Annotated in this window: 14 protein-coding genes and 1 tRNA gene; 4 read left to right on the top strand and 11 right to left on the bottom strand. The window is 63.4% G+C overall.

Annotated features, from left to right (window positions below):
* The 7 genes from tnpC to BZF61_RS15365 form a co-directional block, all read right to left on the bottom strand.
* Nucleotides 1-1,098, bottom strand: a 1,098-nt coding sequence (gene tnpC / locus BZF61_RS15385) for an IS66 family transposase (RefSeq protein WP_086617424.1), incomplete at its 3' end; no start/stop codon positions are given.
* Nucleotides 1,099-1,158: 60 nt separating this feature from the next.
* Nucleotides 1,159-1,500 (bottom strand): IS66 family insertion sequence element accessory protein TnpB, encoded by a 342-nt coding sequence (tnpB, locus tag BZF61_RS15380; protein WP_086616938.1) that lies wholly within the window; start codon nt 1,498-1,500, stop codon nt 1,159-1,161.
* Nucleotides 1,497-1,874, bottom strand: coding sequence for an IS66-like element accessory protein TnpA (gene tnpA, locus BZF61_RS15375; protein WP_086616937.1), 378 nt, complete (start codon nt 1,872-1,874; stop codon nt 1,497-1,499). Before tnpA ends, tnpB begins: the two co-directional genes overlap by 4 nt.
* Before the next feature lie 569 nt (nt 1,875-2,443).
* Entirely contained in the window at nt 2,444-2,680 is a 237-nt protein-coding gene (locus BZF61_RS15700) for a hypothetical protein (RefSeq protein ID WP_143737123.1), read from the bottom strand.
* Nucleotides 2,681-2,710: 30 nt separating this feature from the next.
* Nucleotides 2,711-3,757 carry a ribonucleotide-diphosphate reductase subunit beta gene (locus BZF61_RS15370; RefSeq protein WP_086620177.1) on the bottom strand — a complete coding sequence of 349 codons (1,047 nt, stop codon included), beginning with the start codon at nt 3,755-3,757 and terminating at the stop codon, nt 2,711-2,713.
* 69 nt (nt 3,758-3,826) lie between these two features.
* Nucleotides 3,827-4,012 (bottom strand): hypothetical protein, encoded by a 186-nt coding sequence (locus BZF61_RS15695; protein WP_143737121.1) that lies wholly within the window; start codon nt 4,010-4,012, stop codon nt 3,827-3,829.
* Nucleotides 4,013-4,089: 77 nt separating this feature from the next.
* Complete coding sequence (locus tag BZF61_RS15365) at nt 4,090-6,111, bottom strand: ribonucleoside-diphosphate reductase subunit alpha (protein WP_086620176.1); 2,022 nt, start codon at nt 6,109-6,111, stop codon at nt 4,090-4,092.
* A 731-nt stretch (nt 6,112-6,842) separates the two neighbouring features.
* On the opposite strand from BZF61_RS15365, the gene BZF61_RS15360 reads away from it, so the two are divergent.
* Nucleotides 6,843-7,349 carry an arsenate reductase ArsC gene (locus BZF61_RS15360; protein ID WP_086620175.1) on the top strand — a complete coding sequence of 169 codons (507 nt, stop codon included), beginning with the start codon at nt 6,843-6,845 and terminating at the stop codon, nt 7,347-7,349.
* Nucleotides 7,349-8,104: an arsenical resistance protein ArsH gene (arsH, locus tag BZF61_RS15355; protein WP_086620174.1), complete on the top strand. Its 756-nt coding sequence runs from the start codon at nt 7,349-7,351 to the stop codon at nt 8,102-8,104. Before BZF61_RS15360 ends, arsH begins: the two co-directional genes overlap by 1 nt.
* 12 nt (nt 8,105-8,116) lie before the next feature.
* On the opposite strand, the gene BZF61_RS15350 is transcribed toward arsH, so the two are convergent.
* Entirely contained in the window at nt 8,117-8,728 is a 612-nt protein-coding gene (locus BZF61_RS15350; RefSeq protein ID WP_086620173.1) for an LON peptidase substrate-binding domain-containing protein, read from the bottom strand.
* Nucleotides 8,725-9,657 (bottom strand): tetratricopeptide repeat protein, encoded by a 933-nt coding sequence (locus tag BZF61_RS15345; protein ID WP_086620178.1) that lies wholly within the window; start codon nt 9,655-9,657, stop codon nt 8,725-8,727. Before BZF61_RS15345 ends, BZF61_RS15350 begins: the two co-directional genes overlap by 4 nt.
* 226 nt (nt 9,658-9,883) lie before the next feature.
* Between BZF61_RS15345 and BZF61_RS15340 the strand changes: the two genes are divergently transcribed.
* Nucleotides 9,884-9,958, top strand: a tRNA-Gly gene (locus BZF61_RS15340).
* 406 nt (nt 9,959-10,364) lie between these two features.
* On the opposite strand, the gene BZF61_RS15335 is transcribed toward BZF61_RS15340, so the two are convergent.
* Both BZF61_RS15335 and BZF61_RS15330 read right to left on the bottom strand, forming a co-directional pair.
* A complete protein-coding gene (locus tag BZF61_RS15335) occupies nt 10,365-10,739 on the bottom strand; it encodes an ArsR/SmtB family transcription factor (RefSeq protein ID WP_086620172.1) in 375 nt (124 codons plus the stop codon).
* Nucleotides 10,736-11,404, bottom strand: coding sequence for a peroxiredoxin (locus BZF61_RS15330; protein WP_086620171.1), 669 nt, complete (start codon nt 11,402-11,404; stop codon nt 10,736-10,738). The genes BZF61_RS15335 and BZF61_RS15330 overlap by 4 nt, the downstream gene beginning before the upstream one ends.
* 319 nt (nt 11,405-11,723) lie before the next feature.
* Between BZF61_RS15330 and BZF61_RS15325 the strand changes: the two genes are divergently transcribed.
* Complete coding sequence (locus BZF61_RS15325) at nt 11,724-12,071, top strand: hypothetical protein (protein ID WP_086620170.1); 348 nt, start codon at nt 11,724-11,726, stop codon at nt 12,069-12,071.
* Nucleotides 12,072-12,502: the final 431 nt, after the last annotated feature.

Genomic DNA, 12,502 nt, shown 5'->3' with positions numbered 1-12,502 from the left:
GGCCAGCTCGAAGAACTTGCGCCTCGCATGGGCGAAGCAGCCTGCCTCGAGCACGGGGCCGGGGTCGCGTCCTTCGCGATAGAGGTCGTTGTAGCCGCTATAGGCATCGGCCTGTAGGATCCCGGACCAGCCTGCGAGATGGGCTTGCGGGTGCTCGCCGCGCCGATCGCGCGAGTAGTGGAACAGCGCCGCCGGTGGATCAGACCCGGCGAACGGCCGATCATCGCGGACGTAGACCCATAATCGGGCCACATCGGTCTTGCCCTTGGCCATGACCGGCACGGTGGTATCGTCGCCGTGGATGCGGTCTGCAGCCAGAACGTGCGCCTCGATCAGCTTGTAGATCGGCATCAGCGCGTGAGCAGCGGCGCCGACCTGATCGGCCAGGGTCGAGAGACTGAGCGGCACGCCTTCGCGAGCGAACCGCTCGGCCTGACGGTTGAGGGGCTGATGCTGCCCATACTTCTCGAACAGCAGCATGGCGAGAAAGCTGGGCCCGGCCCATCCGCGGGGCACCACATGGAAAGGAGCGGGGGCCTGAGCGATCTTCTCGCAGTCCCGGCACGCAAACTTCTCCCGGACCGTCTGGATCACCTTCCACGAGCGCGGGATGACCTCGAGCGTCTCGGTGACGTCCTCGCCGAGCTTGGACAGCCGGTCCCCACCGCAGGCCGGGCAGGAACAGGGGGCAGGCACCACCACGCGCTCGCGGGGGAGGTGCTCGGGGAACGGCTTCCTTGCCGGGCGCTTGCGCTCGAAGGCAGTGACCGTGGTGGTCTTCGCTGCCGCTTCCTCGGCAATCAGATCGTCCTCGGTGGCGTCAGCCTCGAGCTCTTCGAGCTGCAGCTCCATCTGACCCAGCAGGCGTCGGCTGCGCTCGGCGCTGGGGCCATACTGCTCGCGCTTCAGCTTGGCGATCTGCAGCTTGAGGTGAGCGATCAGCGCCTCGATGGCGCTCTGGTGGGCCATGGCGTTGGCGAGCTTGGCCGTGGCAGTGGCAGCGTTCTGCTCGGCCTCCTCGGCTCTGCGGGCCATCGTCGCCACCAGCGCCTTGAGCGCTTCAACGTCGTCTGGCAGGGGCGAGATGGCGGCTTCCACAGGAGAGATGGAATCATGTTCCACCCTCTGCCGCAAGGGCAAAACACCGCCTTGCGACGATTATCCTGCGCTCTGCGGCCGCCACGTATACTGGGGGTTCCTCCAGTCGATCCCCTCCAGCAGGCAGGCCAGCTGCGAGGGGGTCAGCGACACCGTTCCCTCCTTGGCCGACGGCCATACGAACCGGCCCTTCTCGAGCCGCTTGGCGTAGAGCGACATGCCGATCCCGTCGTGCCATATGATCTTGATCAGCGAGCCCGCGCGGCCGCGGAATACGAACAGATCCCCGCCATGCGGATTACGCTTCAGGCCCTGCTGCACCAGCAGTGCCAGGCCCTGCATGCCCTTCCTCATATCCGTGTGGCCCAGCGCGATCCACACCCGCGCGCCGGAAGGGATCATCGCAGAGCCTTCAGCGCGGCAGCGACCAGCGCCGGCGATGCCGCAGCGAAAACGCTCAGCCGCTTGCCGCGTGGCAGGTCGATGATCATCGCCGGGTGCTCGGCAGCGCTGACCGGCACCGCGTCCCCGTCGATCACCGCTTCGGCGAATACCGGCGTGGGAAGCGCATCCGGCGCCTCGGCCTCCTGCGCCGCGCCTGCATCGAGCAACTTGCGCCGCCAAGTGTAGATCAGCGCCGAGGAGATATCGTGCCGCCGACACACCTCGGCAACGCAGGCGCCAGGCGCGAACGCCTCGGAAAGGATCCGCAGCCGTTCTTCCTCGCTCCACCGGCGCCGCCGCTCCGGCCCCGAAAATACCGTCACCTGACCCATCGACCACTCCTAAGCGCGCTCAAAAGAGCACGCTAAAGAGCGCTCGCTACCTACCCGCGCAAGGCGGCCCCCGCCGGATGGATACATCAAAACTCAGGGCAAATGGGAAACCCTTTCGTCAACACAGCCTAGTTTGTGGTGTGCGCGGAGTCTGTTAAGCGCTTCGAAGGGGCGTATTCGCAAGCGCTTTCAGAATCTGCCAACTCACCGAAGGTTCTCGCATTAAGAAGCCGCGCCAACTGGCGCGCTTGTTGCGACAATCGCGAAACTCGCCAGTCGCGGGATGCAACATCCATTTGAACGACGACTGACGCGAGAGGAAAACGATTAGCCTGCCCTGCCGACTATGTTCTACAAAGCAAGCCGGGTCGCGCGCTGTGCACCAGTCAGTGAATGCGCCCCACCAGAACATCGCGTGTTCCGTAAGGGGCGTTCCGACCAGCCAACGTTCGCACTCGAAGATCAGGACACTGTCGCGGCTGACATCCGCTGGGATTGCATGGGATGGGTGATGAAGCATCGCCCAAAGTTGATCACATCAACCGAAAATGCAAGAAAAATGATCCTTTTCATTCGGTTAATCGATAGGTTCCGCGGTTGTCTAGGAATTCAATCACGCCCGCGTCCCGAAGCTGCTGCAATTCGCGGCTTACGGTCTGCATCGGCGTTTTTCCGATTGTGCCCGTCTCGGCGCACATTCGAAGGCCTTCACTTTCGAGAAGCTCCTTGCGGGTGAAGGTTCGCTCAGGCCGGCCCGCTGCCAAACGGCGAACGGCATCAGTTACCGCTTCGGTCCAAGTCAGCAAAGCGAACCTCCTATCGAACTACTCACACCCCTACTCCGCAGCCTCAGCTCCAAACAGCCCCGGGGTTGCCGCTTCCACTGCGCCCTCGTTCGCAGCCTTCGCCTTCTGGCGCTTGTCGAAGCTTGCCCAGACCGTGTTCCAGTCGCCGCGGGTGGCGCCCTTGGAATATTCCGTCGCCCGCGTCTCGAAGAAGTTGGCGTGCTCGACCCCGTTGAGCAGCGGCTGGAGCCAGGGCAGCGGGTGGTCCTCGATCAGGTAGATCGGCTGAAGGCCGAGCTGCTTCAGGCGCCAGTCGGCGATGTAGCGGATATATTTCTTGATCTCCTTCGCGCTCATCCCGTCCACCGGGCCCATCTCGAAGGCGAGATCGATGAAGGCGTCCTCCAGCCGCACGGTCTTCTGGCAGATGTCGATCAGGTCTTCCTTCACCGCCTTGGTGAGGCACTGGCGTTCCTCGCAGAAGGTGTGGAACAGCTTGATGATGCCTTCGCAGTGAAGGCTTTCATCGCGCACCGACCAGCTGACGATCTGGCCCATGCCCTTCATCTTGTTGTAGCGTGGGAAGTTCATCAGCATCGCGAAGCTGGCGAACAGCTGGAGCCCCTCGGTGAAGCCGCCGAAGGCCGCCAAGGTGCGGGCGATGTCTTCATCGCTATCGACCCCGAACTGGCCAAGGAAGTCGTGCTTGTCCTTCATTTCCTCGTATTCGAGGAAGGCGCTGTATTCGGTTTCGGGCATGCCGATGGTGTCGAGCAGGTGCGAATAGGCGGCGATGTGCACCGTCTCCATGTTGGAAAAGGCGGCGAGCATCATCTTCACCTCGGTCGGCTTGAACACCCGGCCGTAGTTCTCGTGGTAGCAGTTCTGCACCTCGACATCGGCCTGGGTGAAGAAGCGGAAGATCTGCGTCAGCAGGTTGCGCTCGTGATCGGTGATCTTCTGCGCCCAATCGCGGCAGTCCTCGCCCAGCGGCACTTCTTCCGGCATCCAGTGGATCTGCTGCTGGCGCTTCCAGAAGTCATAGGCCCAAGGATACTGGAACGGCTTATAGGTCGAGCGGGCTTCGAGCAACGACATGGGCGGGTTTCTCCTTGGGTGTTCCGGTATAGCAGATCCGCAGGCGCGGCGCGCCCGGATTGATGCAGGTCAGGGGGCGTGGGTGATGAGGACGTAGAGGCAGAAGGGCACGAACATCGCGACCATCGCAATGTGGATCATCGCCGCGTTGCGCGCATGGCCGGGGCGGTTGCGGCGCAGCTCGCGGATCGCGGTAAACGTGAAGATCGCGCAGACCACGAGACCGAAGATCCCCATCCCGAACGGCAAATTCATGTTCGACTCCCCCTGGTGATCGCCTGACGGGAGAGCGTCCGGCCGCGCAGGCCCGCGCGCTCCCCCGCGCAGGCTGCCTACTGGCAGCTCAGGCATTCCTCGTAATCGGTCTGCCCGCCCGCGGCGGAAAGTTCGATCCTGGGGGCTTCCGGCGTGTTGTCCGCCTCCACCCCGCCGACGAAACCGGCGCGCTGCACGCTCTTGGAGCGCAGGTAGTAGAGCGATTTGATGCCCTTCTCCCACGCCTGGTAATGCAGCATCATCAGATCCCACTTGTCGACATCGGCCGGGATGAACAGGTTCAGCGACTGGGCCTGATCAATATAGGGCGTGCGATCGGCCGCGAATTCGAGCAGCCAGCGCTGGTCGATCTCGAAGCTGGTCTTGTAGACCGCCTTTTCCTCGGGCGTCAGGAAATCGAGGTGCTGCACCGAGCCGCCGCGCTCGAGGATCGAGTTCCACACGTTGGTGGAGTTCTTCGCCTTCTTTTCGAGCAGCTTTTCCAGATAGGGGTTCTTGACGATGAAGCTGCCCGACAAGGTCTTGTGGGTGTAGATATTGGCCGGGATCGGCTCGATGCAGGCGCTGGTGCCGCCGCAGATGATCGAGATCGACGCGGTCGGCGCGATTGCCATCTTGCAGGAAAAGCGCTCCATCACGCCCATGTCGGCGGCATCCGGGCACGGCCCGCGCTCCTGCGCCAGCAGCATCGAGGCTTCCGCCGCCTTGGCGTGGATGTGCTTGAACATCTTGAGGTTGATCGCCTTGGCCATGGCGCTTTCCATCGCCACACCCTTCGACTGCAGATAGGAGTGGAAACCCATCACCCCGAGCCCGACAGAACGTTCGCGGCTGGCGGAATATTTGGCGCGGGCCATCTCGTCGGGCGCGCGATCGATATAGTCCTGCAGCACGTTGTCGAGGAAGCGCATGACATCCTCGATGAACCGCTTATCGGTGTTCCAGTCGTCCCACTTCTCAAGGTTGAGCGAGCTGAGGCAGCACACCGCGGTGCGATCATTGCCGAGATGGTCGATGCCGGTCGGCAGAGTAATTTCCGAGCACAGGTTCGAAGTCGAGACCTTGAGACCGAGATCGCGGTGATGCTTGGGCATCATGCGGTTCACGGTATCGGAGAAGACGATATAGGGTTCGCCGGTGGCGAGCCGCGTCTCGACCAGCTTCTGGAACAGCGAGCGCGCATCGACCCGCCCCCGCACCGAGCCGTCCTTGGGGCTCCTGAGCGCGAACTCGGTGCCATCGCGCACGGCGTGCATGAACTCGTCGGTGACGAGCACGCCGTGGTGCAGGTTCAAGGCCTTGCGGTTGAAATCGCCGCTCGGCTTGCGGATTTCAAGGAACTCCTCGATTTCCGGGTGCGAGATGTCGAGATAGCATGCGGCCGAGCCGCGCCGCAGCGAGCCTTGCGAGATCGCCAGTGTCAGCGAATCCATCACCCGCACGAAGGGAATGATCCCGCTGGTCTTGCCGTTGAGGCCGACCGGTTCGCCGATCCCGCGGACATTGCCCCAATAGGTGCCAATCCCGCCGCCCTTCGAGGCGAGCCACACGTTCTCGTTCCAGGTGCTGACAATGCCTTCGAGGCTGTCGGACACCGAGTTGAGGTAGCACGAAATCGGCAGGCCGCGGTTGGTGCCGCCATTCGACAGCACCGGGGTGGCCGGCATGAACCACAGGTTCGAAATGTAATCATACAGGCGCTGGGCATGCTCCTGATCGTCGGCATAGGCATCGGCCACCCGGGCGAAGAGATCCTGATAGGATTCTCCGGGAAGCAGATAGCGATCGGTCAGGGTTTCCTTGCCGAATTCGGTGAGGTTGGCGTCACGGGCCTTGTCCGTGACGATCGTGAAGCGACGGGCGTTGACCTTTTTGCTGTCCGGGATCGCGGCCTGCTTGGCCGCTTCGGCCACCGCCCCGGCCAGCGCCTCGCCGGCCTTCGCGGCGATCAGCGCGTCCGAACCTGCATCGCTCATCTTCATGGCCACCGCCCTTTCATCCTTGATCGGGGTCGCAGCGCCCGCATCCACTTCGTTCAGCACTTCGCCCGCCACGCTCTCGCTCGCCTTCAAATCCATCGCTTGCCCCACTTGTGTCCCCCGAATCACAACCTGGCACAAGGCCCGCGTTCCGATTCTGTTCCATACCCGAGGATCCGCAGCACCGCCAACAGGATGGCCCCCAAGGGGCGCCACAAGGCGGCCTGCCTTCGCCTCCCGATCCGCCGCGAAAGCCCCTTGTCCGAAGCGACTCCGCCCCCTGTCGCCCTTGTGAGGCTGATCGCGGAGTCACTAATGGTTGGGGGTTCGCCTTGAATCGAACCACTAGATACTGAATCAGCTGCGAATCGCCGTCAACGACCGATTAACGCTTCCATCACCATGCTCGGCCCGCTGATCGGGTGGCCCCGGCCCGCGACGCGTGGAGCAAGCTTGAGTCGCGGAACGCGCAAGCCCCAAATTGAATCTGTGAAGAAAAATTTGGTGATTGAATCATGTGAATCAATCCGTGAATCTTTCGCACGCGGGCTTGCATGAAAATTGCGTGCCTGCCGCCGATTCAGGCCAAGGGCGCCGCGTCCGGCCCGCGCCGACAATTCGATCTTTCTCGAAATACCGGTTGACCGGGCGACTCCACACGATATTTCGATTCTGGTCGAATGATCGTGCCGATCAATGGTCCCGACACGCCGGTCCGGGCGCCCGATACGCGGTTTCCGGGGTCCGGGAGGCCGACCTCGGGGCCGTGCCGACACATGTTCCGATCGCGTGTCGGGGCTTGCCTGTGAAATCCGGTTCCGAGGCTGACGATGTCCGATACCCCCTTTACCGTGCTGGTTCTGTGCACCGGCAATTCCGCCCGCTCGATCCTTGGCGAGGCGATCATCAACCAGCTGGGCGAGGGCCGGGTGCGCGCCTTCAGCGCCGGCAGCAGGCCCAAGGGCGCGCCCCATCCCGCCGCCTTGCGCCTGCTGGAGCGGCGCGGGATCGACCCTCGCGCCTTCCGCTCCAAAAGCTGGGACGAGTTCAGCGCCCCCGGCGCACCGGCGATCGATCTGGCCATCACCGTGTGCGGCAATGCCGCGGGCGAGGCCTGCCCGGTGTTCCACGGCAGCCCACTCAAGGCCCATTGGGGCCTGCCCGATCCTGCCGAGGTCACCGGCAGCGAGGCCGAGATCGATGCCGCCTTCGCGGAGACCTGGCGCCTGCTCGAAATGCGGGTGCGGGCCTTCCTCGCGCGCGATCCACGCAAGCTGGACAAGGCGGCCTTGCAGGCCGTCCTGGGCGAGATCGGCGCGATGGAAGGGGCGGCGTGATGCGCGAACACCAGCGGCTGCGCACTCTGGCCGATCCGGCGTACCTGCCCGCGCTCAAGCCCGCATATGTCCATGCCCGCCCGGCGATGGGCCTCGGACCGATGGACCCGCCGGTGCGGGTGCTGCTGCTCTACGGCTCGCTGCGGGAGCGCTCCTACTCGCGCCTCGCGGTCGAGGAAGCGGCGCGGCTGCTGCAATTCTTCGGCTGCGAGACGCGGATCTTCGACCCTTCCGACCTGCCGCTGCCCGACAGGCACGCGGGCGATGATCACCCGGCGGTGCACGAGCTGCGCGAACATGCGCTGTGGTCCGAAGCGCAGGTTTGGTGCAGCCCCGAACGCCACGGCACCATCACCGGCATCATGAAGGCGCAGATCGATCACCTGCCGTTGGCCTACAAGGGCCTGCGCCCGACGCAGGGCCGCACGCTGGCGGTGATGCAGGTGAGCGGCGGATCGCAGAGCTTCAACAGCGTCAACACGTTGCGCATCCTGGGCCGCTGGATGCGGATGTTCACGATCCCCAACCAGTCCTCGGTGGCCAAGGCCTATCAGGAATTCGACGAGGCCGGGCGGATGAAACCCTCGGCCTATTACGACCGGATCGTCGACGTGATGGAGGAACTGGTGCGTTTCACCGTGCTGCTGCGGCCCCATGCCGATCGGCTGGTCGATCGCTATTCCGAACGGGTCGAACGCGACACGCCGGTCGAAACGCCGGCCGACACGGCAGGGATTGCCGCGCCGGGGCCGTGACCGATCGGCCCGCTATTGCAGGGTGACGATGTCCGCGTCGCCGTTGCGGCGGCCGTAGAACTGCATCAGCTGCACCAGCAATTCGCAGCGCTCGGCCAGCGTCTCGGCTTCGAGCAGCGCCTGTTTGCTGGCCGGATCAAAGGGCGCGATCTGCGAGACGCCGTTGATCAGCGTGCGATCATCCAGCCGCCTGACAGATTCCCAGTCGACCGAATAGCCCTGGTTGTGAGCAAAGGCGCGCGCCTCGCGCTCGAACCCGCCGCGCTGCGCGTGGGACAGCGTCTCGTCGCTGTTCTCGGCATAGATGTCGGCCTCGATCTGGCGGAAAGCGGTGGTGACGGCCAGCTCGCGCACCATGCGGAAGCGCGCCACGCCTTCGAGGATGAGGTTGTAGCGTCCATCATCCAAGGCCTGCACCTCACCGATCCGCCCGACGCAGCCGACCCGGTAGAGCGGCGCGCCCTCAACCGGGCGCTGCGGCTGGATCATCCCGATCTGCCGGTCGCGGATCAGCGCGTCGCTGACCAGCGCCCGGTAGCGCGGCTCGAAGATGTGGAGCGGCAACTGCATTCCGGGGAACAGCACCGCGCCGGTCAGGGGAAAGATGGACAGGCGTTTCGTCATCCGAACAATACGCGCGACAACCGGCGACGGACGCCGACCACCCATTCGTCCTCCAGCCCCGTGGCCTCGAAGATCTTGAGCAGCTTGGCCCGTGCCGCGCCCTCGTTCCACTCGCGGTCGGCGGCAATCATGGCGAGCAGGGTGTCGGCGGCGGCATCGCGCTCGCCTGCGGCAAAGGCAGCCTCGGCATAGGCGAACTGCGCGTCCATATCCGCCGGATCGGCGGCGGCAGCGGCGCGCAGAGCGGCGAGCTGGCCGTCATCCACGCGGGTGCTGGCCAGCTCCAGCGCAGCGCGCGCCGGTGCGATCGCAGGATCGGCGGCAAGCCGCGGTTCGGAGTCGATCCTCGCCATGACCTGCCGCGCCTGATCAAGCTCGCCCAGCTGCACCAGCGCGCGCACGAGGCCGGCATGGGCACCGGCATTGCTCTCGGCAAATTCGGTGATCTGGGCAAAGATGCTCGCGGCGCGCTGGGCATCGCCGCCGGCGAGCGCTTCCTCGCCCATCTTGAGGTATTGGGCCAATTCTTCGGGTGTCGGCCCCTGCGGCGCATTTGGCGCGCCGCCCGTGCTGCCCGCGACCGGCAATTGCGCCAGCAGCTGGTCGAGCACGGCCTTGAGCTGGGATTCGCTGCGGGCGTTGGTAAGATCGGCCACCGGCTGCCCCTGGAACATGGCATAGACCGTCGGTATCGAACGCACCTGGAACTGCGCGGCGATGAACCGTTCCTCGTCGACATTGATCTTGGCCAGCACCACGCCCTTGTCGGCATATTCGGCCGCGACCTTTTCCAGCACCGGGGCGAGCGCTTTGCACGGCCCGCACCATTCGGCCCAGAAATCGAGGATGACGAGCTGCGTCTGCGACGGCTCGACCACCGCCTTGCGGAAGCGCTCGACCGCCTTCTGTTCGTCGATGCTCAATCCGATGCTGGCCAAGGTATGCTCCTGTCTGTGCTGCGAGTCTTTGTCTGTAGCCCCAATGTGGGGCATCTTGCGCGGATGTGAAGCGCCCCATCCTGCTGACGGCAAGGGGCGCTCCAATCAAGCCCCATCAGCCCCAAAATTGCGCTTGCACAGCTGATGGGGCGCTGCTAATCGCGCCGCCTCTCCGGCAGGAACCGCGCGATTCAGCGGCATCTGCCAGCGCCAGTGAGCGGGCGTAGCTCAGGGGTAGAGCACAACCTTGCCAAGGTTGGGGTCGAGGGTTCGAATCCCTTCGCCCGCTCCATTTTCTTCCTTGAAACCAGTGATTTATCGAGATTTCGTGATCGGCGGACCGGCTCGGATTGTCATTGGCGTCCACCGCTTGCGGCTTTGGCGACGCCAGGGGCATCACTGGCCTGAGCTGCATCTTTTCGCATCGGCAGGATGACGGTTTGCGTGAAGGTGGGGCGCCAAGGTCGGGCTCTGGGCTCATCAGCGGCGCACCGGATGGAAGAACTGGCGATGATGTTCAACGCGCCGTTGCAGGCTTGGCGCGCCGCGTCGCGAAGCCGGTCGCCGGCAAGGGCGGTATCGCCGCGCAGGCATTTGCCCGATGCTGATCAGCGCCTGAACTATGCCGAAGATCGGTTTGCGCGTTCCGGCGAAAGCGGGGTTGATCCGGTACGGCCTGGCAATCCTCTAGGCGCGGCTCACAATATCTTTGCGAAGGTGGCCGCCGAACCCCGCGCGCGCGATTGCGCAGCTTTCGTGGTGGGCGGCGGATTCTTGGGCGAAATCCCCGACAGGGCGCAGAGCAGCTTCGCCGCGCCCTGCATGGCTGCCGGAGAAAGACTGTAGAAGACGAGCTTCGCCTTGCGGCGCGTCTGCACCAGCTCCGCCTTACGCAGGACGGCAAGCTGCTGCGATAGTCCAGGCTGGCCGATGCCAGTCATGGTTTCCAGTTCGCCGACCGACTTCTCCCCATGCTCGAGCAGCGTCCTCATGATCGTCATCCGGACATCATGGGCAAGCGCCTTGAGCACATCGGTGATCGCATCCAGTTCGGCATCGGTGAAAGTCGTCACTTGCCCACCCCCTTAGCCTTGTCGGGGCGCGGGCGATGGAACCAGCAATCATCGCCCACCGCATCGAGCGCGGAAGCCTGATCGTGAAAGGGCGGGAGCAGCACGTCGTCGCCAGGGCGCCAGCCTTCGGGCGTCACGACATTGTCGCTGTCCACCCTTTGGAGTGCGGCGAGAACGCGCAGCAGCTCCTCGACCGACCGCCCGACGGTGACGGGATAGCAGAGCATCGCGCGGATGATACCGTCCGGATCGATGAAGAAGGTCGAGCGCAAGGTGGCTGCATCGGGGGCATCCTCGGCGATCATGCCATAGGCCCGGCCGATCACCAGCGAGGGATCCTCCACGATCGGGAAGCTGACAGTCACGCCGAAATGCTCGCGGATCGCGCGTATCCATCCCAGATGCGAATAGAGGCTGTCGACGGAGATTGCGACGAGGGCGCAATTCATCGCCTCGAAACGATCGCTCGCGCGCGAAAGCGCGACGAATTCGCTGGTGCACACCGGCGTGAAATCCGCCGGATGCGAGAAAAGCAGAACCCAGCGCCCGCGATAGTCGGACAGGCTCATTTCGCCCATTGTGGTGCGCGCATGAAAGTTGGGCGCGGGGTCGCCGATCTGAAGCGGCCTCGGCCAGCATGCGGCATTGTCGTCGCTCGAACTCAACTTTCAACTCCTCAAGGCGGTAGCGTGAAGCACGTTCCTTACACGATTACACCATACGGGTAAACGATTAAGCGGCACTAGGGTGTGACAGGTTCATGCTGATCCATTGGATGATGGTCTCCTGTCATACCGGATCGGATGACGAATGGGCCAAGCGCATGGACTGCGCTGGGAAAACACCCGGGCTATTTCTGATCCAGACGATCGGGGCGCAATCCATAGGACGCTCGGCAAGCACGAGCCGCTGATCTCCATCGAGACCTTCAATGAGATTCAGGATCGCTTGAAGGGCTAAGCACGCGGTGCCGTCCGCGCCGATGTGAGCGCGGACTTTCCGCTTCATCGTCATATCTGCCGCTTCGAGACGCTTCTTCGTTCTGTCACTCCGGCGAAAGAGCTGGTCGATCTGGCTGCTGCTGCGTTCCGGAATCACCGGAAAAAGCAGGCGATGAATGCCGATCGATCGCGCAAGGCGATTGAGAAGGAACTCGCCGAAATCGAGCGCAAGGTGAAGCAGTTGCCTGACCGGATCGTCGAGGCTGGAAGCCCGGCAGTGATCAGCGCATACGAGGTTCGTATCGCGGATTTGGAAAGCACGAAGCTGTTTTTGAGGGACAAAATGGCTCGCGCAGCGCAGCCGAAGCGGGACTTTGACAAAAGCCTTTGAAACGCCTTGGCGTCTCTCGCAAGTCCTCGGAATCTCTGGAAGAATGGGTCGCTTGCGGAGAAGAAGATGGCCCTCAGCCCCCCCCCTTTCCGAAGCATTTGGCCTATGCCCCAGATGGTGAAGTTCGAAACACCGAATTATCCATTTCATTCAAGATGTTATTCGAATTGAATAACCCAAAAATGGAAATGGCGCACCGGGAAGGATGAAGATGAGAACTGGGTGATTACCCTCTAATCATTGATTATATTACCATTTCGGGAGGCGCGTGAGAACCTCCATCAATGAGATCTGCTTGATCGCCTGTTCTCAACACCCAGATCCAGCGGACCCGCCAGCGTGGTGTTGGTGCGCGGAGATCGGTCATCGCTGGTCAACTGGACACCTCGAAGAACCTGCTGTTTTCGGCCTGATGAGGGCGCGGATGGTCT

The organism is Erythrobacter tepidarius (assembly GCF_002155695.1).
Lineage (GTDB): Bacteria > Pseudomonadota > Alphaproteobacteria > Sphingomonadales > Sphingomonadaceae > Erythrobacter > Erythrobacter tepidarius.
Note: the sequence above shows the minus strand (reverse complement) of the source record. Positions and strands in the feature narration are given on the sequence as shown.

Bases quoted from the DNA above. Each gene is read 5' to 3' on its own strand.
- arsH (WP_086620174.1), top strand. From the start codon at position 7,349: ATGCGCGAACACCAGCGGCTGCGCACTCTGGCCGATCCGGCGTACCTG.
- BZF61_RS15360 (WP_086620175.1), top strand. From the start codon at position 6,843: ATGTCCGATACCCCCTTTACCGTGCTGGTTCTGTGCACCGGCAATTCC.
- tnpA (WP_086616937.1), bottom strand. From the start codon at position 1,874: ATGGGTCAGGTGACGGTATTTTCGGGGCCGGAGCGGCGGCGCCGGTGG.
- BZF61_RS15370 (WP_086620177.1), bottom strand. From the start codon at position 3,757: ATGTCGTTGCTCGAAGCCCGCTCGACCTATAAGCCGTTCCAGTATCCT.
- tnpB (WP_086616938.1), bottom strand. From the start codon at position 1,500: ATGATCCCTTCCGGCGCGCGGGTGTGGATCGCGCTGGGCCACACGGAT.
- BZF61_RS15365 (WP_086620176.1), bottom strand. From the start codon at position 6,111: ATGGATTTGAAGGCGAGCGAGAGCGTGGCGGGCGAAGTGCTGAACGAA.
- BZF61_RS15695 (WP_143737121.1), bottom strand. From the start codon at position 4,012: ATGAATTTGCCGTTCGGGATGGGGATCTTCGGTCTCGTGGTCTGCGCG.
- BZF61_RS15350 (WP_086620173.1), bottom strand. From the start codon at position 8,728: ATGACGAAACGCCTGTCCATCTTTCCCCTGACCGGCGCGGTGCTGTTC.